The organism is Paenibacillus mellifer, from assembly GCF_023195895.1.
GTDB lineage: Bacteria > Bacillota > Bacilli > Paenibacillales > Paenibacillaceae > Fontibacillus > Fontibacillus mellifer.
Genome location: NZ_JALPRK010000010.1, coordinates 76,149 through 99,176 on the forward strand (window position 1 = coordinate 76,149; position 23,028 = coordinate 99,176).

General features: G+C 57.5%; 19 protein-coding genes. 18 read left to right on the plus strand and 1 reads right to left on the minus strand.

Annotated features, from left to right (window positions below):
* Positions 1–15 precede the first annotated feature (15 nt).
* The 12 genes from M0651_RS12570 (at position 16) to M0651_RS12625 (ending at position 15,325) form a co-directional block, all read left to right on the plus strand.
* A complete protein-coding gene (locus tag M0651_RS12570; protein ID WP_248552085.1) occupies positions 16–1,128 on the plus strand; it encodes an amidohydrolase/deacetylase family metallohydrolase in 1,113 nt (370 codons plus the stop codon).
* The gene (locus M0651_RS12575; RefSeq protein ID WP_248552086.1) at positions 1,094–2,197 is read left to right on the plus strand and encodes a DgaE family pyridoxal phosphate-dependent ammonia lyase; all 1,104 of its coding nucleotides are present in this window, start codon (positions 1,094–1,096) and stop codon (positions 2,195–2,197) included. Before M0651_RS12570 ends, M0651_RS12575 begins: the two co-directional genes overlap by 35 nt.
* Before the next feature lies 1 nt (position 2,198).
* Positions 2,199–2,954, plus strand: a complete 756-nt coding sequence (gene dagF / locus M0651_RS12580) for a 2-dehydro-3-deoxy-phosphogluconate aldolase (protein WP_248552087.1) — start codon at positions 2,199–2,201, stop codon at positions 2,952–2,954.
* Positions 2,947–3,966, plus strand: coding sequence for a sugar kinase (locus tag M0651_RS12585; protein WP_248552088.1), 1,020 nt, complete (start codon positions 2,947–2,949; stop codon positions 3,964–3,966). The genes dagF and M0651_RS12585 overlap by 8 nt, the downstream gene beginning before the upstream one ends.
* Positions 3,967–3,977: 11 nt before the next feature.
* On the plus strand, positions 3,978–4,691 hold the full coding sequence (locus tag M0651_RS12590) for a GntR family transcriptional regulator (protein WP_248552089.1): 714 nt from the start codon (positions 3,978–3,980) through the stop codon (positions 4,689–4,691).
* 253 nt (positions 4,692–4,944) lie between these two features.
* Positions 4,945–5,964, plus strand: coding sequence for a glycoside hydrolase family 130 protein (locus M0651_RS12595; protein WP_248552091.1), 1,020 nt, complete (start codon positions 4,945–4,947; stop codon positions 5,962–5,964).
* 325 nt (positions 5,965–6,289) lie between these two features.
* Positions 6,290–7,618: an extracellular solute-binding protein gene (locus tag M0651_RS12600; RefSeq protein WP_248552092.1), complete on the plus strand. Its 1,329-nt coding sequence runs from the start codon at positions 6,290–6,292 to the stop codon at positions 7,616–7,618.
* A gap of 141 nt (positions 7,619–7,759) precedes the next feature.
* Positions 7,760–8,635 (plus strand): carbohydrate ABC transporter permease, encoded by an 876-nt coding sequence (locus M0651_RS12605; protein ID WP_178025032.1) that lies wholly within the window; start codon positions 7,760–7,762, stop codon positions 8,633–8,635.
* Positions 8,636–8,652: 17 nt separating this feature from the next.
* Entirely contained in the window at positions 8,653–9,483 is an 831-nt protein-coding gene (locus M0651_RS12610) for a carbohydrate ABC transporter permease (protein WP_178025034.1), read from the plus strand.
* A gap of 29 nt (positions 9,484–9,512) precedes the next feature.
* Positions 9,513–11,315, plus strand: coding sequence for a cache domain-containing sensor histidine kinase (locus M0651_RS12615; RefSeq protein WP_248552093.1), 1,803 nt, complete (start codon positions 9,513–9,515; stop codon positions 11,313–11,315).
* On the plus strand, positions 11,305–12,963 hold the full coding sequence (locus M0651_RS12620) for a response regulator transcription factor (protein WP_248552094.1): 1,659 nt from the start codon (positions 11,305–11,307) through the stop codon (positions 12,961–12,963). Before M0651_RS12615 ends, M0651_RS12620 begins: the two co-directional genes overlap by 11 nt.
* A gap of 52 nt (positions 12,964–13,015) precedes the next feature.
* On the plus strand, positions 13,016–15,325 hold the full coding sequence (locus M0651_RS12625) for a glycoside hydrolase family 3 C-terminal domain-containing protein (RefSeq protein WP_248552095.1): 2,310 nt from the start codon (positions 13,016–13,018) through the stop codon (positions 15,323–15,325).
* Between the two features lie 263 nt (positions 15,326–15,588).
* Here the strand turns inward: M0651_RS12625 and M0651_RS12630 are convergent, their stop codons facing one another.
* Positions 15,589–16,431, minus strand: a complete 843-nt coding sequence (locus tag M0651_RS12630; protein ID WP_248552096.1) for a helix-turn-helix domain-containing protein — start codon at positions 16,429–16,431, stop codon at positions 15,589–15,591.
* Positions 16,432–16,638: 207 nt separating this feature from the next.
* On the opposite strand from M0651_RS12630, the gene M0651_RS12635 reads away from it, so the two are divergent.
* The 6 genes from M0651_RS12635 (at position 16,639) to M0651_RS12660 (ending at position 23,019) form a co-directional block, all read left to right on the plus strand.
* On the plus strand, positions 16,639–18,429 hold the full coding sequence (locus tag M0651_RS12635; RefSeq protein WP_248552097.1) for an L-fucose isomerase: 1,791 nt from the start codon (positions 16,639–16,641) through the stop codon (positions 18,427–18,429).
* A 34-nt stretch (positions 18,430–18,463) separates the two neighbouring features.
* Positions 18,464–19,123: a class II aldolase/adducin family protein gene (locus tag M0651_RS12640; RefSeq protein ID WP_248552098.1), complete on the plus strand. Its 660-nt coding sequence runs from the start codon at positions 18,464–18,466 to the stop codon at positions 19,121–19,123.
* Between the two features lie 18 nt (positions 19,124–19,141).
* Positions 19,142–20,704 (plus strand): rhamnulokinase, encoded by a 1,563-nt coding sequence (locus M0651_RS12645; protein WP_248552099.1) that lies wholly within the window; start codon positions 19,142–19,144, stop codon positions 20,702–20,704.
* Positions 20,698–21,129, plus strand: coding sequence for an L-fucose mutarotase (gene fucU, locus M0651_RS12650; protein ID WP_248552100.1), 432 nt, complete (start codon positions 20,698–20,700; stop codon positions 21,127–21,129). Before M0651_RS12645 ends, fucU begins: the two co-directional genes overlap by 7 nt.
* A 144-nt stretch (positions 21,130–21,273) precedes the next feature.
* A complete protein-coding gene (locus M0651_RS12655) occupies positions 21,274–22,002 on the plus strand; it encodes an SDR family NAD(P)-dependent oxidoreductase (RefSeq protein WP_248552101.1) in 729 nt (242 codons plus the stop codon).
* Positions 22,003–22,041: 39 nt separating this feature from the next.
* Complete coding sequence (locus M0651_RS12660; RefSeq protein ID WP_248552102.1) at positions 22,042–23,019, plus strand: aldo/keto reductase; 978 nt, start codon at positions 22,042–22,044, stop codon at positions 23,017–23,019.
* Positions 23,020–23,028 lie beyond the last annotated feature (9 nt).

Here is a 23,028-nt window from a genome sequence, read left to right on the forward strand (position 1 = left end):
AAAGAGGCGAGCAAAGTGAAGGAAAAAGTAGTTCTCCATCATCTGAAGCGAGTGAACGGGGAAGAGATCGACATCGTGATCGAGGACGGAAAAATCGCCGAGATGACCGGAGCCGGCCAGGCTCGCGGCGATCAGGAATGGGATGCATCCTCCCTTTATGTATCCAGCGGCTGGATCGATATGCATGTCCACGCTTTTCCGGAATTCGACCCGTACGGCGACGAAATCGATGAGATCGGCGTGAAGCAGGGCGTCACGACGATCGTGGACGCCGGCAGCTGCGGTGCAGACCGGATCGGCGATCTCGTGGCGAACGGCAAAGCGTCAGCAACCAACTTGTTGGCGTTCTTGAACATCTCGCGGATCGGGTTGAAACGCGTCGACGAACTGTCCGAATTGGCCTGGATCGACCGCGATCGGGTCAAAGAAGCGATCGCGGATTACAGCGACTCCATCGTCGGCCTGAAAGCGAGGATCAGCCAAAGCGTGGTCCGGGAGAACGGCGTGGAGCCGCTGCGCATCGCGCGCGAGCTGTCGCTCGAGACGGGACTGCCGCTGATGGTGCATATCGGTTCGGCGCCGCCCGATATCCGGGAGGTGATTCCGCTGCTGCAGCGAAAAGATATCATTACCCATTATCTCAACGGCAAAGCGAACAATCTGTTCGATGCATCGGGCGAACCGCTCCCGATTTTGACTGAAGCTATCGGCCGGGGCGTGCATCTCGACGTGGGCCACGGCACGGCGAGCTTCTCCTTCCGGGTCGCCGAGGCGGCAAAACGGAACGGCATCAATCCGGATACGATCAGCACTGACATCTACCGGGGCAACCGGCTGAACGGTCCGGTGTACAGCATGGCGAACGTGCTAAGCAAATTCCTTTATCTCGGTTATTCGCTTGAAGAAGTCATCTCGGCGGTGACCTCTCGCGCCGCGCAGTGGCTGGGAAGGCCGGAGCTCGGCCGCATTCGGGTCGGGGACCCGGCCCATTTAACCTTGTTTGCCGTCAAGGAAACACCTGCGGCGCTGATCGATTCGGAAGGAGAACGGCGTGTCTCGAACCGCCATATTGAAGCAAAAGGAGTGATCATCCATGGAAAGTTCATTGAATGCGAAGTACGGGCTTAAGCGCGTCATCAACGCCAGCGGGCGGATGAGCATCCTCGGCGTATCCGCGCCGAGCGATACCGTGATGGAGGCGATGAAGCGGGGCGGCCAAAGCTACGTCGAAATCGCCGATCTCGTAGATAAGGCGGGGGATTATGTCGCCAAACACGTCGGTTCGGAGGCGGCGGTGATCGTGAATTCGGCATCGAGCGGCATCGCCTTGTCGGTAGCGGCGATCGTGACACAGGGCGATCGGCGCAAGAGCTTGCGTTTGCATCAGGAGGAGATTCCCCGCAACGAAATCCTCATCCTGAAGGGCCATAATGTGCAGTACGGCGCTCCGGTAGAAACGATGGTTTACCTTGGCGGCGGCAAACTGGTGGAGGTCGGCTATGCCAACGAAGGCCGGGCGGAACATCTCGAAGATGCGATCGGCGAAAAAACGGCGGCCATCCTCTACGTGAAATCGCACCATGCCGTGCAGAAGAACATGATCTCCGTCGAAGAAGCGTGGGAGGTGGCGAAAAGGAATAACGTGCCGATGATCGTGGACGCGGCGGCGGAAGAGGACCTGCAGAAGTACGTGAAATTCTCCGATTTGGCGATTTATAGCGGCTCTAAGGCGATCGAAGGCCCGACCTCCGGAATCGTCGCCGGCAAACGCGCCTTTATCGAATGGGTGAAGGTGCAGCTGCACGGCATCGGACGGAGCATGAAGGTGGGCAAGGAAACGTCCTTCGGCCTGCTGCAGGCCTTGGACGAGTACGCCGTCAAACCGGATAACAGCGAGCGGGAAAAAGCGGCTTTGCAGACGCTGATGCCGCTCAGCGAACTCCCGGGAATCCGGGTTTCGATCGTGCAGGACGAAGCCGGCCGGGCGATTTACCGGGCCCGGGTGCAGGTCGATCCGCAGCAGGCCGGCATCGGCGCGAAGGAAATGGTTCATGCGCTGCAAACCGGAGATATCGCGATTTATACCCGGGATTACGGAGTCAGACAAGGGTATTTCGATATCGACCCGCGCCCGCTGATGGGGGACGATATCCAGGTGATTGCCGAAAAAATACGCGAATTGGCAGGGGGACGTTAAGATGTCGCAGATCGCAAAACGATTTTATAAAAAACGGGTAGCTCTCAATGTATTGGCCAAAGACATTCCGAACGCGAAGGAAGTGTTCGAAGCCGCGGACGGTTACGTTCTCGTCGGGGTTCTTTCCAAGGACTACCCTACGGTCCAGGAAGCCGTAACGGCGATGAAAGCGTACGGCCGGGAAATCGACGACGCGGTGTCGATCGGTCTTGGCGCAGGCGATAACCGCCAGGCGGCGGTCGTTGCGGAAATCGCCAAGCATTATCCCGGCAGCCACATCAATCAGGTGTTCCCGGCAGTCGGGGCAACCCGGGCCAATCTCGGCGCGCAAGACAGCTGGATCAACAGCCTGGTTTCGCCGACGGGCCAAGCGGGATACGTGAACATCTCCACCGGCCCGGTCAGCGCCGCCCAGGAGAAGCAGGCGATCGTTCCGGTCGAAGCGGCGATCGCGCTGGTGCGCGATATGGGCGGCAATGCGCTTAAATACTTCCCGATGCAGGGGCTCAGCCGCGAAGAGGAGCTTCGCGCCGTAGCGGCGGCTTGTGCCAAGGCGGACTTTGCGCTGGAGCCGACCGGCGGCATCGACCTGGCCAATTTCGAAGCGATCCTGCGCATCGCCTTGGAAGCCGGCGTTCCGCAGGTGATTCCGCACGTCTACACTTCCATCATCGACAAAGCGACCGGCATCACCCGCACCGAAGACGTGCTGCTGTTGACCAAAATCATGAAAAAGCTTGCGGATGCTTATGCCTAAACGCATAGCAGCCTTCGGCGAAGTCATGATGCGCCTGCAGGTGCCGGGTTACGAAACGTTGGCGCAGGGCGATACGTTGAAATATTCCTTTTCGGGCACCGGCGTCAACGTCGCATCGGCCTTGTCCCGTTACGGGCATGCCGGTTCGCTGGTCACGCGGTTGCCGGACAATCCGCTTGGGGACGCCGCTTCCGCCTTCCTTCGCAAACTGGGCATCGATACCGCTCGCGTTCTGCGGGGAGGCAAGTACGTTGGCATGTACTTCTTGGAGAACGGCTTTGGCGTGCGGCCCAGCCGCGTGACGTACTCGAACCGGTTGGAAAGCAGCTTTAATACCGCGCCCGAAGGAACCTATGATTTCGCGGAAATCGCCGACGGCGTCGATGCGGTCCATTTCTGCGGGATTACGCTGGCGATGAACGACGGCGTGCGGGCGCACATGAAATCGTTCGCCGAAGCGGTCAAGCGGCGGGGGGGCATGGTGATTTTCGACTGCAACTACCGTCCGTCCCTCTGGGGGGAAGGCGGATATGCCAAAGCTAAACCGCATTACGAAGCGATGCTGCGGTTGGCGGACATTGTGATGATGAACGAAAAGGACGCGATGCTTACCCTGGGGATGACCACGGCCCGGCAGGAACGGGAGGATCAGCTGGCGCAGCTGATTCCGGCCGTGGCGGAAAGCTACGGCATTTCCGCGATTGCCGGAACGCACCGCCAAATCCACGGCGACAACTCCCACTCGCTGCGCGGGTTTCTGTACAAGGGGGAGCGGTTTGTTTTCTCCGATCGGCTGACGTTTTCCGTCTATGATAGAATAGGGGCAGGAGACGCTTTTGCGAGCGGGATTATCCACGGCGAGCTAGAGGGCTTCGCCCCGGAGCGAACCGTCCGGTTCGCGGCGGCGGCGGGCATGCTGGCGCATACCGTGCCGGGCGACACCCCGATGGCGACGGAGGCGGAAATCCTCCGGGCGATGGAGCAATCCGCCGCCGGCGATGTGGAAAGGTAGGGAACAGGGTCGTGAGTTTGTCCCGCAAAGATAGACCGTTGTATTTGCAAATCAAAAACATTCTGAAGGAACGCATTTTGTACGGCGTTTACCCGCTCGGAGCGAATATCCCTTCCGAGCCTCAGCTGGAGCAAGAATTCGCCGTCAGTAAAATCACCGTCCGCGGCGCGATTCAGGAGCTCGTCCAGGAAGGGTATTTGGAGAAGGGCAGCGGCAAAGGCACTAAAGTGATCCGCAATAAAGCGGCCTCCAAGTGGTCCAAGTGGAAGCACTTCACGGAGATTCTGGTGGAGGAAAACCATCAAATCCGCAAGGAGTGGCTCCGCGCCGAAACGGTGCGAAACGAGGCGGGCTCCGAGCTCCACGGGTTGTTCGGGGAGCGTTGCTTGAAGCTGGAACGCGCGTATTATCTCGACGGCCAGCCTTATATTTTTTACGAGCATTTCGTGAAGACCGCCCGGAAAGAACCGGATCTCGAGGATTTCCGCGACCATTCGCTTTATGAGGTGCTGGAAGAGTGGGGCGTATCGCTGGACAAGCTCAGGGACGAATTTGCGGTGTCCCTTCCGCCGGCCGAGGCGAAGTGTTTCTTGCAGTTGGCCGACGGGGTGCCCGTACTGAAGCGCTCGCGGTATTCGCGGGATGTCCAGGGAAGACTGGCCGAATACAGCGTCGGCTACTACAATACGGAGCTGCAAAATTACATCGTCGACTATGACGCGTAACGCACCTGATCGAATGAACCCCAGATTGTTGCACGGAATCGCAACGGTCTGGGGTTTTCTTTGCGATAAACCGAGTACATCTCGACCCTTGGCGGCGGGTTCAAGGAGTTATGATCCAATGTGGTCTGCGGCCGTCGCCAACCCATCGGAATTATTCAGATATTTTCGAAAGTTTATGGGATATTTCCTCCGGATAGCCAAAGCTATAATAGCATTAAAGCACTTACAAAGGGTTTCATGAGGAGGAGCACAGATGAAGATAACGAGGCATCCGGAAAATCCGATCGTGGTACCGGGAGGTTTCGAATGGAGAAAAGTAACCGTATTCAATCCGGCGGTAATCATCGATAACGGCAAGTTCTATATGATCGAACGGACGGCGGGCTCGCTGACCCCGTGCAAAAACTACCTGGGTCTGCTGGAAAGCGAAGACGGCGTGCATTTCACCCACGTGAAGGACGAGCCGATCGTCACGCCGGACATGCTCGGTTTCCCCTACGGCAGCGTGCAGGACCCGCGGATCGTGAAAATCGACGATACGTTCTATTTGAATTATGCGCTGCGTCCGTGTGCGATGAGCTACTACCCGACGGGCCGGGGCGTGCCGGAGCGTTCGATCCCCGAGTACCCGGACGGGTGGGGCGAGCAGGAAGGCCACTGGTTGACGCGTTCGTCAATCCTCGCTTCTAAAAATCTGATCGATTGGGAGTTCGTGGCCGATACGACGCCGCTTGAGATCAATGACCGCGACAACATCCTGTTTCCGGAGAAAATCAACGGCAAGTTCGTGTTGTTGCGCCGGCCGGAGGAATATGTGGGCGAAGCGTACGGTACGGAGAAGGCGGCGATGTGGATCACCTATTCGGACGATCTGATCCACTGGGAGGAACCGAAGCTGCTGGCGAAAGCGGAAAACATGACGTGGGAATCGCGCAAAATCGGCGGATCGACGCCGCCGGTACGGACGGATCGCGGATGGCTCGTGTTGTATCACGGAGTGGACGACGAGGTGGTCTACCGCGTCGGCGCCATGCTGCTGGATTTGGAGAATCCGGAGAAAGTCATCGCCCGCACGAAAAACTTCATCATGGAGCCGGAAACATATTACGAGAAATTCGGCTACCAGATCCCGAACGTCATTTTCCCGACGGGGAACGTCGTCAAAGACGGATTGCTCTACATCTACTACGGGGTGACCGATACGGCGATCGCGCTAGCTACGGTGCCGGTCGAAGAACTCGTCGACTATATTCTGAATGAGCCGCAGGCCTAAGTTGCTTGCTTTTGAATGACCGCATAAGGCGGTTATTCAAAAAGCAACTCCTGCAAGCGCTTACTGAAACAGGCGAAAAAGGAAAATCGCACCTCCAAGCGAAAAGTCGAATTTTAAATGTTACAATATGTGACATTGATTCGTGGAAATCGCTTAACCGACTTGAAAATCATCTGAATATTTCGGATATAATCGAAGATTTGTGGGATATAGTCAAAGCGAGACCGCTTTTATAATAGGTAATATAACAGGTTGGGAAACGAAAACGATCATTGCCTGTTATGTTTATGGATCTGATCCAAATACCAAGAGAAGAGGGTTGATTATGGGCAAAACACACAGAGGCAAAAAAGCGGTGCTGCTCGGTTTGATTGCGGTGCTGACGCTGTTCGCGGCGGCTTGCGGCAACGAAAACGCGGCGGGCGGCAACAACAATGCCGGCGGCGCGGGCGAGGCGGAGACGATTACCCTGAACATGATGCATCCTTGGACTTCCCCGAACGTGGACAACGAAGTCTACAAAGCGCGGATCGCCGAATTCGAAAAGCAGCATCCGAACATCGTGATCAAGCAGGACGGCGTACCGTCCGCCCAGTACAAGACCAAGCTGCGCACGTTAGCGGCCGCCAACAACCTGTCCGATATCAACGTCGTATGGCCTGGGGCGGATTTGTCGCCGCTTGTTGCCGGTAATTTGCTTCAGCCAATCAACGATCTGATGGACAACTGGGGTTCGATTCTGCCGGAAGCCGCGCTAGCCGGATTTAACGTGGACGGACAACAGTATGCGGTACCGACCAAGCAAAATTTCGTAGACATCATTTATTACAATAAAGAGATGTTCGCGCAAGTGGGTTACGATCAATTCCCCGACACCTACGACAAATTCATCGATGCGGTGAAGAAGCTGAAAGCGGCGGGAATTACCCCGATTTCGCTCGGCAATAAGGAACAATGGCCGCTGCAATCGTCTTACATTTCCATTATCGGCGACCGGTTCACCGGAAGCGATTTCCTTCCGGCCGTGCTTGAAGGCAAAGCGAAGTTCACCGACCCCGAGTTCGTCAAGGCGCTTTCGGTCATCGATGAACTGACGAAGCTGGGCGCCTTCAATACGGACGCCAACAACATGGACTCCGTTCAAGGCCAGGATTACTTTATCCAAGGCAAAGCTGCCATGCATATTTCCTCCGCGACCGTTGATGGACGAGTTCGGATCAACAACGAAGAGGGAGACAAATTCGGCATCGCCCTGTTCCCGAGCGTAGAAGGCGGCAAAGGCGATCCGAAGAAGAGCGCCGGGATCGTGCAATACGGCATCGCCATCAAGAGCGGGCTCGACGAGAAGAAAAAAGCGGCTGCCGAGGAGTTCTTGAAGTTTTTCGTGAGCGAAGATCTGTATAAAGAATTGATCCGCAACGGGGTGGTCGTGCCGGCTAAGGTGGAAATTCCCGAAGACGCCAGCCCCTATCTGAAAGAAATGTTGTCGCTGACCGGCAACGGCACGGCTCCGGTATTCGATAGCGTCATTCCTACGCAAGTGGTGGACGTCCTGCAAAACGGACTGCAAGCCCTGACCGTGGGCCGCGGCACGCCGGAAGAGCTGGCTAAGGAAGTTCAGGAAGCCATGGAGAACTATAGCAGCAGCAATTAACGAAGGCATCCTAAGATCACTAAACAACTCGCGCTTACTTCTTTCAAAATCGATGCGTGAAAGAAAACCCGATTCCCGGGTTTTCTTCATTCATCGGGCTTGAAGCTGGATTCGACATAAAGGAAAAGGAGGGAACCTCTGGTGCAAACGTTACGAGGCACGAAACTGGCGATTTTTATCGGGTTGTTTCCGGCGTTGATCATCTATTTGGGCATTGCCATCGTTCCGATCGGAATGTCTCTGTACTATTCGGTGATGGATTGGAACGGCATCGGTTCGATGAAGTTCGTCGGCCTTGATAATTTCGTGAAGATCCTGGGCGACGACACCTTCTGGCTATCCGTCAAAAATAACGTCATCATCATGGTAACCGGCCTGATCGGCCAAATTCCGCTTGGTTTATTACTTGCGCTTCTGCTGAACCGCGGGCTCAAAGGCTCCGGATTTTTCCGGACGGTCGGCTTCATGCCGGTCGTGATTTCATCCGTCATGGTGTCCCTGATCTGGGGCATGGTTTATAACACGGAGTACGGGATGCTGAACAATCTGCTGGGCATCGTCGGCCTCGACGGCTGGAAGCAAAATTGGCTGGGCGACGACCGGTGGTCAATGCTGTCGATCAGCATTGCGTACATCTGGCAGAACTGCGGATTGTACATGGTGATTTTCCTGGCCGCGTTGCAAAACATCCCCGATGAGGTCAACGAAGCAGCCGAACTGGATGGAGCCACCGGGCTCAAACGCACCTTTCGCATTACGATCCCGATGATTCGCAGCACGCTTATGGTTGGGGTCGTCTACAGCATCAGCAACTCCTTCCGCGTCTTCGACCTGATTCAGATCCTGACGGGCGGCGGCCCGGCGCATCAAACCGAAGTCATGACGATTCACATGTACAACAGCGCCTTCATGAACATGCGTTACGGATACGGCAGCGCGGTGTCGATCCTGATCCTGCTGTTCAGCTTGATCGTCATCTCGCTGGTGAACCGGTTGGGCCGGGAAAAAGAAGCTTAAGGAAGGAGGATATACCCATGAATAAGAAGTCTGCCGGCTTCCGAATATTTGCATACACTTTTCTAAGCCTATTCGCTATGATGAATATAGTCCCGCTGTTCTGGATGGTCGTCAACTCTTTCAAAAATGAACAGGAATACGCGGCCAATCCGTTTTCGCTCCCGGAGGCTTTGCATTTCTCCAACTACGCGGAGGCGTGGAAGGTCGCGAATATGAACGTGTATTTTCTGAACAGCCTTTTCGTCACGTTTGCGTCCTTGATCGTGACCGTATTTTTCGGGGCCTTGGCGTCCTATTTCCTATCGCGGTTTCAATTCAAGCTTCGCGGCATCACTTACGGCGTCTTTCTGCTCGGCATGCTGGTGCCGATCCACGCGACGTTGATTCCGATCTTTCTGATCATGCAAAAATTGCACCTGCTGGATACGCATTTATCGTTAATCTTGCCGTACACGGCGTTCCACCTCTCATTAACGATCATTATACTGGAGGGCTTCATGCGGGGATTCCCCAAGGACTTGGAGGAATCGGGCGTGATGGACGGCGCGGGCATATTCCGGATCTTCTGGTCGATCATTCTTCCGATCACGAGACCCGCGATGGCCACCGTCGTTATCCTCAACTTCATATACAACTGGAATGAGTATTTGTTCGCCTTGGTATTGATCAGCTCTTCCGCACTCAAGACGCTGCCGCTGGGCTTGGCCAACTTCGTCGGCATCGAAACGGCGAGCCTGACCCTGCAAATGGCGGCGCTGACGATGGCGCTCATTCCGATCATTATCTTTTATCTCCTGTTGCAAAAGCAACTGGTCACCGGCATGACAGCAGGAGCAGTTAAAGGCTAAGACACCACGACTAGGCGGAGGTGAAGGCGATGACAGGCTACAAAAGGTTACTTGGCAGCTTTGGCTTAAAGCGGAAGGCGCTTGTCATCTTCCTGATCTTCGTCATCCTGCCGACGTTCGGCGTTGGCGTGGTCGTGCAAATTCAATTTAACGAGGTGCTGCGGGAACAGTTCATCAATTCGACCAAGCGAAATCTGGACAACGTCGCCGGCCAACTCGGCGAGCAGACCAAAATGGTCGAAGATATCGCCAATTACTTGATTTTGAGCCCGGACATGCGGAACTTCCTGCGCACGTCGCCTCCGCTCAGCAGCGAGCAGCACGCCGTTCTAAAGCGGAATATCGAGGATTTCTTGACGTTTCAGCTGATGTCGAAGGGTTACATTCGGTCCATCGAAATTTACGGCTTTAATGGCAGCTTTATCGAAATGGGCGAGCCGTTCAGCGGCGACGAGTCGAAATGGGAACAGGCCGCCAAAGCGCGCAAAGGCGGGATTACTTGGACCGAAGGGTATGCGCTCCATAGCGATTGGAACGGCGAGGTTCGCGTCTTCTCGATGTTCCGCGTCCTCAACTCCTTCAGCCAGATCACCAAACCGCTGGGAAGGCTGATCATCCGTTTGGATGAGGCGAGTATCGTCGGCCTGCTGGAGAAAGGGATATTCAAGGACGGGGCCGGGAGCGTGTTCATCGTCGGCGCGGAAGGCCAGGTGATCCTGGGATCGACGAATCCGTTGCCGGATGTGCTCCAGCCGGGAGCGCCGCTGCTGGACAAGCTGTCGTCCGGACGTGGAGACCTGACGTACGAGGTGAACGGCCAGCGTTATTTAACCTTATATAATCGAATGGAAAATACGGATTGGAAAGTGGTCGCCATGATTCCCGAGGCGAAGGTATCCGAGGAGTTTCGCGGAATCAAGATGACGATGCTGGTCATCCTGACGGCAATCATGCTGCTGGGGTTGACCGCGTTGATCGGGTTCCACTATACAATCATCCGTCCGATTTTGCGCCTCAAAAAGGAAACCAGCAAAGTCACGTACGGCGACTTCAACGCTCGGGTTCCGGTCAATTCCAACGACGAAATTTCCGAATTGAACCGCAAGTTCAATGAGATGGTCGCGACGATTCAGCAACTCATCGAGCATAAATACAAGCTGGAGCTAAGGGAACGGGAATCCGAGCTGAAGCTCATGCAAAACCAGATGGACCCGCATTTTCTGTACAATACGCTGGATATGATCCGTTGGACGGCGCGATTGGAGCAGGCCTCGAAGTCGAGCCAGTTGATCGAAATGCTGTCGAAGTTTTTCCGGTCCAGCATGAATAACGGAAGCTATCAAACCACGCTGCGCAAGGAGCTGGAATTCGCCCAATCCTACTTGTACCTGCAGCAGCGCCGGCTCGGGGAGAAGAAGTTGAAATATTCCCTCCATGCCGAGGCGGGCATCGAGGAGGCCGTGACGTTGAAAGCCACGATCCAGCCGTTGGTGGAGAACTTCATCAAGCATGGCCTGGACCGCGGCAAACCGTATGGAGAGGTCAACGTTCGCTGTTACGCCCGCGAAGGCGAAATCTGGGTGGACGTCATCGATAACGGCAAAGGAATGGATCCCGGCAAGGCGGAAGCCGTCCGGAGCGCCCTGGAACGGTCGGGGACCGGAGGAACCAGGGAGGGAGCCATGCATAACATTCACGAGAGACTTTCGATCTTTTTCGGACAAGACTATGGTCTGGAGATCGTTGATACATCGGCCAAAGGCACGTGGGTACGGCTTCGTTTCCCTTTTGCCGAGGCTTGCCATCCCGGAGGTGAACCCCATGAATCCTGAATTTCGAAACCCGAGTATAGATCCTGCCGGCGCAGGCAAACGCGTGAAAATGCTGATCGTCGACGACGAAGCGGTCATCTGCGAGGGGCTGCGTTATACGATCGACTGGACGAAGCTTGGAGTGGAAGTCGTAGGCGAGGCGTATGACGGCAAAGAGGCGCTGGCTCTGATCGAGGAGCACGGCGTCCAACTTGTGCTTTCGGATATCCGCATGGACGGCATGGACGGGCTGGAGCTGGCCAAGCAATTGCGGCAACGGCATCCCGCGGTGCAGGTCGTCATGATCAGCGGTTACGAGGATTTCGAATATGCGCGCCAAGCCATCCGTTTAGGCGTGGGCGACTACTTGCTGAAGCCGGTCGACATTGAGGAATTGAGTGCCGTCGTGAATAAAATCGTTGCCGGCATCCGATCCGCCGACAAGGAGGAGAAGGCCCGGGAAATCGAGCTGTGGCTTTCGGGCATGGCCCGGCACGGCTCGGCGTACGGCAAAGAGCCGCCACCTTCGCTGGATGGCGTCCAATTCCGCATCGTAGCGACCCAGCTGGCCGACTTTCACGAACGCTTTGCCGATATGGAGGCGGATCGGTACGAAACGATTCAAGAGGCTTGGTTGCTCGGATTGAATCGCAATCTGGAGGGAGGCCCGCTTCGGGCGGTATCCGTTTTCGACCATGAAAATTTGCTAATCACCTTGCTGGCTTCGGCGGAACGAGCTGAACCGGATGCGTGGGACGAATGGCTGGCCTCGACTTTGGGGTCGGTTGACCCTGGAGCGGGAGTACGCATTTATGGCGGCGCTTCCGCCGTGTACGAGGACCTGGGGGAAACCGCGGAGCGTTGCGCCGAAGCGGTACGTCTGCTGGCGCTTCATGTGCTGGACGGCCGACGTATCCTGACGGCCGATTACGGAGTAGCGGCGATGTCCGGCCGGGCACTGCCGGGCTTCGACATCACGGAGACGGTGCAAGGACTCGTATCCGCGTTTTTCAAGCAGGATCGGGAGGAAGTTCGCCGGACGGTGGAGGACCTGTTCCGTTTTTGCCGGGAATCGGGTTATCTGCTGCCGGAAGTTTGGAACCTGTATGAGGAATTGTTCGCGCTGCTCCGCCAACGCTTGCGCAAAAGCGGCATGACCGGGTTGGATTACGCCCGCCGGGGGCAGCCGGACCCGAATATTTTCAACTCCTATGCCGGACTCGAAACGGTGGTTCTGGAGGATATGGAGGAACTGCAGCGGTTAATCGATCAGAACGGAATCGACAAATCTTACTGGATCGTCGAAAAAGCGAAAAGATTTATCATCGACCGTTACCGCACGGACCTCAAGGCTTCCGAGGTCGCCGCTTGGCTGAAAATCACTCCAAGCTATTTCAGTTATATTTTTAAGCAAAGCACGGGAAAAGGGTTTACGGAATACATGAACGAGATGCGGATCGATCAGGCCAAAAACCTGCTGGCCACGACGCAAGATAAGGTGTTTGAGATCGCGGACAAGGTCGGTTATAAGGAATACAAGTACTTCGTGTCCGTGTTCAAAACGTATACGGGCATGACGCCGAAGGAATACCGCGGCCTGCGCGTCTGCAAGGAGGCGTCCGAGGGCGGCGGAGATATGACGGCCGGCATGGAACCGGCCAAAGACTAGGAGGCGGCCGGATGGCATTTGGGCCGCCGGCCGATAAGCGGGGGGAACACGGATGGAAACTTACAAACTGCCGTCCGCTCCGTTGGAAGAACGGGTGGCGGATTTGCTGGCCCGGATGACGCTCCGGGAAAAGGTGGGTCAACTCAATCAGCGGATGTACGGCTGGGACGCCTACGTCCGCAAGGGCGATACGTTCGAGCTGACCGATGCGTTTAGGGAAGAAGTAGCCAAAGGCGGCGGGATGGGGGCGCTGTACGGCTTGTTCCGCAGCGACCCCTGGTCTGGCGTGAATTACGGGAACGGCATCTCCGCGGCGGACAGCGCGAGGGTGGCGAACATGGTGCAGCGGTACGTGCTGGAGCATACCCGATTGGGCATTCCCGTCCTGCTGACGGAAGAATGTCCGCACGGCCACCAGGCGCTCGACGGGACGCTGCTACCGGTCAATCTCGGCGCCGGAGCAACCTGGAATCCGGAGCTGATGACGCGGGCGTACGCCCATGTGGCGGCGGAAATCCGCAGCCGCGGCGCGCACGTGGGACTGGTCTCGGCGCTCGATATTTTGCAGGAACCGCGCTGGGGGCGTTCCGAGGAGTGCTACGGCGAGGATCCTTATTTGGCCGCCCGCTTCACGGAAGCGGCGGTGCGCGGCATGCAGGGCGACGACCCGCGGAAGCTGGATGCGCCGGACCGCGTCGCAGTCGTCCTGAAGCATTTATGCGCGCAGGGGGCGGCTCAAGGCGGGCGCAACGCCGGTCCGGCGGCCATTGGGCCGCGGGAGCTGCGGGAGATCCATCTCCCGGCTGCCCGGGCGGGAGCGCTCGCCGGAGCCGAGGGTTTCATGGCGGCCTACAACGAAATCGACGGCGTGCCATGCCATGCCAACCGGGATTTGCTGACCGGCATCCTGCGGGAGGAATGGGGCTTCGAAGGGCTGGTGATGGCAGACGGCTGCGCGGTAGACCGGCTGCTGGCGCTAACCGGTACCCATGAGTCCGCGGCGGCCCTCGCTTTGGCGTCGGGCGTCGATCTTAGCTTATGGGATACCGCCTTTTCCACGCTGGAAGAGGCGGTACGCCTAGGACTGGTGCAGGAAGCAGATATTGACCGTGCGGCCGCGCGCGTGCTGCGGCTGAAATTCCGGCTGGGGCTGTTCGACCGGCCTTACGTGCCGGAGCTCCGGGCGATTTCCGTTGTCGGCAGCCCGGAATTCCGGGACGTGAACCTGCAGGTCGCCCGCGAATCGGCCGTGCTGCTCAAGAACGAAGGCCGTTTGCTGCCGATCGTCGGCCGGCCGCGGCGGATCGCGGTGATCGGCCCGAACGCCGACCGCTTGTACAACCAACTGGGCGACTACACGAGCGTCCAGCGCGAAGGGACCGGCACGACGTTGCTGCAGGGCATCCGTTCGTGCGCCCCGGAAGATACCGAGGTCGTGTACGCCCTGGGATGCGGCATCCGCGACCGGTCCAAGGCGGGCATCGCCGAGGCGATTGAGGCCGCGCAAGGCGCGGACGTCGCGGTTCTCGTGCTCGGCGGGAGCAGCGCCCGGGAATTCGGGGGCGACTTCGAAGACAATGGCGCGGCGATCGTCAAAGAGGGCAGCCCGTCCGAGATGGACTGCGGCGAAGGGGGCGACTTGGCCGACCTGTCTCTCGGCGGGGTGCAGCAGGAGCTGGTCGAGGCCGTCGCCGCCACCGGCACGCCCGTCGTCGCCGTGCTCATTCAAGGCCGCCCGCATGCGCTCACCGATGTCGTCGACTTATGCGGCGCCGTCCTCTGCGCGTGGTATCCCGGGACGGAAGGCGGCCGGGCGATCGCGGAGCTCTTGTTCGGCAAAGCGAATCCGAGCGGCAAGCTGCCGGTGACGCTGCCGCGGTCTTCAGCCCAGCTCCCCGTATATTACAACCAAAAGGATCCCGGTCGAACCCGAAATTACGTCGATATGCCCTCCGCGCCGTTGTACCCGTTCGGTTACGGGCTGAGTTACACGCAATTTACCTATGCCCATTTATCCTTGTCCCGCGAGGTCGTCTCGGCGGCGGAGCTGGAGAACGGGGAGCGGGTGACGGTTCGCGTTGAGGTGGAAAATACGGGGGACAGGAGCGGGGCGGAAACAGTCCAGTTGTACATCCGGGCCCGGGAATCGGGCATCACCCGGCGAATCGCCGAGCTGAAGGGGTTCCGCAAAATCGAGCTGAACCCGGGAGAACGCCGTGTCGTCGAGTTCGTGTTGGGCCGGGAGGAACTGGGGATCTGGAACCGGGAGCTGCGTTTTGCGGCGGTTCCGAGCAAAGTCGCAGTTCAAGTCGGGGGCAGTAGCCGGGACACGCTTTCCGCTGATCTGACCGTGACAGCATAACTTTAGGAGACAAGTTCGTAGTTTACAGCGCAAGGTTCTGAGGGCAGACGCCCCGGTACTTTGCGCTGTTTTGTTTTGATGGGGAAGGGTAAGCGGCTTTGGCGCCAGAGAATACCCTTTGTCGGACGCTTTGCAGCATTATCCCTTTTAATCAGACGATAAGATTACAACAAGAAACGGGCTAACTCGGGTGAACAAACTGATGCCCCCTGAACAAAAGGGATAATGGTGAAAAACGCCTGCAGAGAGCACAAGCTCCCGGCTTATTTCGTTTCCCGGAAAGCGCTGGGCGACTGGCCTGTTACCTTCTTGAACAGCATGGAGAAATATTTGTCGTTCCCGTAACCGACTCGGGCGGCGACTTCATGAATCGGCGCATTGGTTTCGCGGAGCAGTCGCTTGGCCTCTTCGATCCGTCGGGTGATGAGATAGTTGACGGGCGAGTCGCCAAGTTCTTTTTTGAACAGATGGGATAAATAATGTTGACTGACGTAGAGGGTATCGGCAATTTCCTTGAGCGTGATGCTGCGGGTGTAATTCTTATCGATGAACTGCTTGGTGCGAACAGTGATTTCGTTCTTGTCCTTCAGCGGATCAAACGGATGCTTCACGTCCACGATCCGATACAGGAGCGTGATCAGCGACATGAGCAGGTTGTTGCTGAGCGTCTCGTAACCGAGCACCTGGGAATCGCATTCCTGGAGCATTTCCGACAGGTAGCTCTCGACTTTGTAGGCGTATTTCTCGCACGGGATCACCGGATCGACGGAGGCGGGCAGCAGTTGCCCCGGCGGTACGCCGTCGACGTGCACGTTGCCAACGCCGCAGTAGATCAATCTGAACGGTTCCGGACTCACGGAACGTTCCTCATGCGGAACGCCTGCGTTATAGACGGCTACATCGCCGGGATGCACTTCGTAGGTCGTGCCGCCGATGCGGAATTCCCCGCGGCCTTCGACGATATAGATGATCTCGCAATAATCGTGGATTTGCGGCGGGGCGTAAAAGCGGTGTTCGTCCACGACTTGGCCGGCGTACAGCAGCTCGGGCGTCTTCTTGAAACGGAAGCGGTCACTTTTGCGATGAGGAATTTCGATTTTCGGCACGATGGGCTCCTCCCGAACAATGGTTAATCCCATTATAGCGGAAGCAAAGGCGGATGGGAGGAAATTGCAGGAAAATTTCGCGTAGGAGCGACGGTTCACTATTTTGCGATGTTGCGATGGTAAGAGGGCAATATAGTAGGTTCTCGAACGCACCGGGCCAACGATAGAATGGGACTATAATTCATTGTCCAAGGAGGCAAAATGGGTATGGTTGAAAACGGTTACAGATGGCGGGACGGATTCCCGAAAATCGGCATTCGTCCAACGATCGACGGCAGAAGACGAGGCGTGCGCGAGTCCCTGGAGGAGCAGACGATGAACCTGGCCAAGGCGGTGGTCCGGCTGCTCGAGGCAGAGCTCCGCTACCCGAACGGTCAGCCGGTGGAATGCGTGATCGCCGATACGTGTATCGGCGGCGTGGCGGAAGCGGCGGCAGCGGCGAAGAAATTCAAGGCGGCTGAGGTGGGCGTATCGATCACCGTGACGCCTTGTTGGTGCTACGGCACAGAAACGATGGATACCGATCCACAGATTCCGAAGGCGGTATGGGGCTTCAACGGCACCGGTCGTCCGGGTGCGGTCTATTTGGCCGCTGTGTTGTCCGCGCACGCGCAAAAAGGACTGCCGGCGTTTGGCATCTACGGTGAAGACGTGCAGGACGAAGGCGACGACCGGATCCCGGCCGACGTGCAGGAGAAGCTGCTGCGGTTTGCCCGAGGCGGGTTGGCGGCGGCATTGATGCGCGACCGGGCGTATCTGTCGATGGGCTCGGTGTCGATGGGGATCGCCGGCTCGATGGTGAACGATTCATTTTTCCAAGAGTATCTAGGCATGCGCAACGAGTACGTCGATATGACCGAGTTCACGCGGCGGATGGAGGAAGGGATCTACGATCCCGAGGAATACAAAGCGGCGTTGGCTTGGGTGAAGGAGAACTGCCAGGAAGGTCCGGACAATAATCCGGCCCATCTGCAGACCTCGCGGGAACGCAAGGACCAGGAATGGGAGACGGTTGTGAAAATGACGCTGATCACGCGCGACCTCATGATCGGCAACCCGCGGCTCGCCGAGCTGGGCTACGAGGAGGAAGCGCAAGGACATCACGCCATCGCCTCCGGCTTCCAGGGGCAACGCCAGTGGACGGATCACTTCCCGAACGGCGATTTCATGGAGACGCTGCTGAATTCGTCGTTCGACTGGAACGGCACGCGTGCGCCTTACCTCGTAGCGACGGAGAACGACAGCCTGAACGGCGTCGGCATGCTGTTTGGGCATTTGCTGACGAATACGGCGCAGATTTTTGCCGACGTGCGCACGTACTGGAGCCCGGCCTCCGTGGAGCGGGTGACCAGCCATAAGCTGGAGGGCCGAGCGGCGGGAGGCCTCTTGCACTTGATCAACTCCGGTTCGGCCGCGCTCGACGGGACCGGTGAGCAAATGAAAGACGGCATCCCCGTCATCAAGCCGTTCTGGGAGATCAGCGAGGAGGAAGTCGAACGCATGCTGCAAGCGACGCAGTTCCGTCCGGCTTCGCTGGAGTATTTCCGCGGCGGCGGGTTTTCCACCGATTACTTGACCCGCGGCGGCATGCCGATGACGATGACCCGGCTGAACCTGGTCAAAGGGCTCGGGCCGGTGCTGCAAATCGCCGAGGGTTACTCGGTGGACCTGCCGGAGCACGTGCACGACACGCTCGACAAACGGACGGACCCGACGTGGCCGTCGACCTGGTTTGCGCCAAACCTGACCGGCAGCGGCGCGTTCGCCAGCGTCTATGACGTGATGGACCACTGGGGCGCGAACCACGGCGTGATCAGCTACGGCCATATCGGCGCCGACCTGATCACGCTGGCGTCGATCCTGCGCATTCCGGTCAGCATGCACAACGTTCCGAAGGAGAAGGTGTTCCGTCCGCGGGCCTGGGGCCTGTTTGGCACCGAGGATACGGAGAGCGCCGACTTCCGGGCCTGCACTACGTTTGGGCCGCTGTATAAGTAGACCGTTACTCAAGCCAATAAAGGAGCTAAACGAGATGCAAAACATAGAAACACGCCAGGAGCTATGCAAATATGCCCGCAAAATCGTGGACAACGGGTTGGTCGTTGGGCCAGGCGGTAACATCAGCGCTCGGGCCGGCGACAAGATGTATCTGTCGCCGAGCGGCTTCGCACTCGAGGAGATCGAGCCGGAGCAGTGGATCGAGGTGGACATTCCGACGGGAGAGGTGACCGAGATCGGCCTGCGTCCATCGTCGGAGGTGCTGATGCATCTATACGGCTATCGCCAAAAGCCGGATATGGGAGCCATGGTGCATACGCACCCCTCCCATTGCATCGCTTTTACGCTGATTGAACGGGAACTTCCGATTATGTTCCCGGACCAGGCCGCATTGGTCGGCCGTACGGCATTTATCCCTTATTTGATCCCGACGACGGATCTGTTAGCGAATGCGGTGGCTGAGAAGGTGAACGGGGCGAGTTCGATTTTGCTGGGAAACCATGGGCTGGTGACGACGGGCCGCAATTTGCGGGAGGCTTACTACCGGACCCAGGTCGTGGAGGAGAGCGCGAAAATTTACTTAAGCGCGAAGGCGGCGGGAACGCCTGTCCCGCTAACGGATCAGGAGGTCGCGGATATCGCCGCACTCGAAAGCGAAGATTACCGGATCACGCTGCTGCAAAAAATGAAGTGATCGGACGGTGTAAGGCTTATGTCATCGGAACAACAACGAAATCCTTGCGTTCTCGCGTTTGACTTAGGTGCCAGCAGCGGTCGGGCGTTCGTTGGCGAAATCATCACTGAGACCCCTCGTGACGCTTCTATTACCGGCATCGGTACTGGAAATTCCAGTGTTCGGAAGCTGCAAATCACCGAGGTTCACCGTTTCTCGAACGTGCCGGTTCAAATCGGCGGGCATCTGCATTGGGATACGCCGATGCTGTTGCGGGAGATCAAGACCGGTATCCGCAAAGCGTTTCAGACTGGGTACCACCCGGAGAGCTGCGCCATCGATACCTGGGGCGTCGATTTTGGCCTGTTGGATCGAAACGGCGAGCTGCTAGGCATCCCCTACCATTATCGGGACCGTCAAACCGATGGGGTGGTCGAGGAGGTATCCGCCTTGGTCGGCGTGAAGCGATTGTTCCGCGAAAGCGGGCTGCAATTTATGCCCTTTAACACGCTATATCAGCTGTATGCGATGAAAAAGGCCGGCTCCCCTAAGCTCGACCTGGCCGAAACGCTGCTGTTAACGCCGGATTTGCTGAGCTATTTTCTGACCGACCGGCGAGTCTGCGAATTTACGATGGCAACCACAACGGGGTTGTTCGACCCGGGACGGGGTGTGTGGAACGACGCGCTGATGGAGCAGTTGGGCATCCCAAGCGCGATCTTCCCCGATCCGGTACCCCCGGGTACCGTGATCGGCGAATTGACAGCGGAGGTCTGCGCTGAGCTTGGCGTGCCGCCAATCCGGATGATCGCCGTCGCCTCGCATGACACGGAATCAGCCGCTGCGGCCGTGCCGGCGGATTCGCCGGCGTTCGCTTACCTCGTCAGCGGCACCTGGTCGCTGCTGGGAACACAGATGGCGAAGCCGCTGTTGACGCCGGCAGTGCTGGAGCGCCAGTTCTCCAACGAGGGCGGCGTGGACGGCACGTACCATTTGCTCAAAAACATCATGGGCCTGTGGATCCTCCAGGAGTGCAAGCGCAAATGGGAGCAACTCGGCGAAGCCTATTCCTTCGCCGAGCTGGTGCAATTGGCGGAACAAGCTGAGCCGCTTTGCACCTTGATCGACCCGGATGATCTGAGGTTCATGAATCCGGCCGACATGCCGGAGGAGATCCGTACTTACTGCCGGGAAACGGGTCAGCCGGTACCGGATTCGCCCGGCGCTTTCGCCCGCTGCATCCTCGAAAGCTTGGCACTTCGCTACAGTCAGGTGCTGGAGCAGGCCGAGGAGCTGACCGGCTCGAGATTTACCGGACTGCATATGGTCGGCGGCGGCATCCAAAACGAGCTGCTCTGCCGGCTAACGGCCGGAGCGATCGGCCGCCCGGTCTGGGCAGGGCCAGTGGAAGCCAGCGCGATCGGCAATCTGCTCGTCCAGCTGCGAACCGGCGGCTGGATTAAAGATTCGCAGGAAGGTCTTGCACTGGTCAAGACATCGTTCCCGCTTCGGATTTACGAGCCGGAGTTTGAGGAACACCGGGCAGCTTGGGCCGCTGCCTATAAGCGATTCGAACAACTGGGGAGGTCGATGAAATGTTAAAAGGCATATCCAGCCTCCTTTCGCCGGAGCTGCTGAAGATTTTGATGGAAATGGGGCATTCGGACGAGATCGTGCTTGCCGACGGCAATTTTCCGGCAGCCAGCCACGCCCAGCGCTTAATCCGCTGTGACGGCCATGGCATCCCCGAATTGTTGGAAGCGATCCTGCCGCTGTTTCCACTCGACGTCTACGTGGACCATCCAGTTGCGTTGATGGCAGTCATGCCCGGCGATCCGGTCGAAACGCCGATCTGGGACGAGTACCGCCGGATCGTCAGCCGCCATCACTCGGTAGATCAGCCGTTTGTGGAGGTCGAACGGTTCGCCTTTTACGAGCGAGCCAAACAGGCGTATGCGATTATCTCCACCGGGGAAAAAGCGCTGTACGCTAATGTGATCCTAAAAAAAGGCGTGGTTACGGCCTAGAAGAACAAAATGAACATCGCATAAAGCAGGGGCTGCCGGAGGGCATGCCCCCTTTTATCGTCGGGAAAAAGCGTTTACAATAAAAGAGACCGCGGCCTCAGACAGGATGAGTAGATAGGCTTCGGAGAAGGGGAGTGGACGGCAATGAGTTATACGGCAGTGGTGACCGGCGCCGATCACGGCATCGGACTTGAGCTGGTGCGCAAGCTGTTGGAGGACGGACAACGGGTATTTGCCGGGAGATTCAATTCGGCGGATCAAGGGCTGCTGGAGCTGGTTTCGGCGTACGGCGAACAATTGATTCTTGTAGATCTGGACGTGGGCAGCGATGCCAGCGTGCAGGCGGCAGCCGCTAAGGTGCGGGAGCATACGGATTCTCTAGATCTTTTGATCAATAATGCGGCGATTCTGGGCGATATCGAAACGACAGTGCTCGGCGAATTGAACTTCGAAGAAATGCTGCAGGTATTCAACGTCAACGCTTTGGGTAGCCTGCGGATGACGAATGCGCTGATCGGGTTAATCCTGAATAGCAAAGCTCGCACAATCGCCAATATTTCCTCAGAAGCGGGAAGTGTCGGTCAATGCTACAGGGATAGCTGGTTCGCTTATTCGATGTCAAAGACGGCGATCAATATGCATTCGAACGTCGTACATAACGGCGTGAAGGCGCAGGGCGGACAAGTGCTGGTGCTACATCCGGGATGGGTACAGACATTTATGCGCGGGGAAAAAGATTCCGCCGCTACCCTCACACCCGAGCAATCGGCTGGTAAGCTGTGGGGGATTATCCGCGAGGCGATGGAGCGGCAGGGCGAACCGGCGGAGGCGCCGGTATACCTTGATGTGGATGGCCATACACTGCCATGGTAGAAAAGTAGGATCCCTAATCGAAAATGGAGGAATCGACAAATGGAATATACGTACTTAGGACGTTCTGGAATAAAAGTGAGCAAGCTGTGTCTGGGCACGATGAACTTCGGGGTGAACACCGATGAGAAGGAGGCGTTCCGGATCATGGATGCGGCGCTGGATGCAGGCGTGAACTTCTTTGATACAGCCAACATTTACGGATGGGGCGAAAACGCTGGGAAGACAGAGGAGATCATCGGTCGTTGGTTCGCTCAAGGCGGAGGACGTCGCGAGAAAGTTGTGCTGGCCACCAAGGTTCATGGCGATATGAGCGATCCCCTGGACGGACCTAACAGCCCAGCCGGGTTGTCGTCGTACAAAATCCGCCGCCATCTGGAAGGCTCGCTTCGCCGGCTGCAAACCGACCATATCGAGTTGTACCAAATGCATCATATCGATCGCAACGTTTCCTGGGATGAGCTATGGGAAGCCTTCCAGGTATCCATCCTGCAAGGCAAGATCGGTTATGTGGGCTCAAGCAATTTTGCGGGCTGGGACCTGGTGAAGGCGCAATATGAGGCGAAAAACCGCCATATGCTGGGCCTCGTCTCGGAGCAGCATAAATACAATCTGCTCTGCCGTTTGCCGGAGCTGGAAGTGCTGCCGGCGGCCGAGCATCTTGGCATCGGCGTCGTAGCTTGGAGCCCGCTCGAAGGCGGATTACTCGGCGGTAATGCTTCGAAGAAGCAAGCCGGATCTCGCACGGCGAACGATAACCGCTACGAGCAGTTTCGTCAGCAGCTTGAAGCATTTTCAGCGCTATGCAAGGAGCTGGGCGAAAGCGAAGCGAATGTGGCTTTGGCCTGGACGCTGGTAAATCCGGCGATGACTGCGCCGATCATCGGGCCGCGTACGTTGGAGCAGTTCCAGGACACCCTGCGGGTTGTCGACATCAAGCTGGAGGAGTTTGTACTGAAGAGATTGGATGAAATCTTCCCGGGCCCGGGCGGCTCGGCACCGCAAGCATACGCTTGGTAAAAGGGAGGG